This window comes from Actinospica acidithermotolerans (assembly GCF_018139625.1).
GTDB lineage: Bacteria > Actinomycetota > Actinomycetes > Streptomycetales > Catenulisporaceae > Actinospica > Actinospica acidithermotolerans.
In genome coordinates, this window is the sequence record NZ_JAGSOH010000358.1 from 1 (window position 1) to 447 (window position 447).

1 protein-coding gene is annotated in these 447 nt (G+C 33.6%); it reads left to right on the plus strand.

The window, feature by feature from the left end; translation table 11 throughout:
• Positions 1–447, plus strand: a 447-nt coding sequence (locus tag KDK95_RS38965; protein WP_212522653.1) for a DUF1542 domain-containing protein, incomplete at both ends; no start/stop codon positions are given.

Here is a 447-nt window from a genome sequence, read left to right on the forward strand (position 1 = left end):
AGATAATGTTGAAGCTGAAGTAGTAATTAAACCAAAGGCAATTGCAGATATTGAAAAAGCTGTTAAAGAAAAGCAACAGCAAATTGATAATAGTCTTGATTCAACAGATAATGAGAAAGAAGTTGCTTCACAAGCATTAGCTAAAGAAAAAGAAAAAGCACTTGCAGCTATTGACCAAGCTCAAACGAACAGTCAGGTGAATCAAGCAGCAACAAATGGTGTATCAGCAATTAAAATTATTCAACCTGAAACTAAAGTTAAACCAGCTGCACGTGAAAAAATCAATCAAAAAGCGAATGAATTACGTGCGAAGATTAATCAGGATAAAGAAGCGACAGCAGAAGAAAGACAAGCAGCACTAGATAAAATCAATGAATTTGTAAATCAAGCCATGACAGATATTACGAATAATAGAACAAATCAACAAGTTGATGATACAACTAGTCA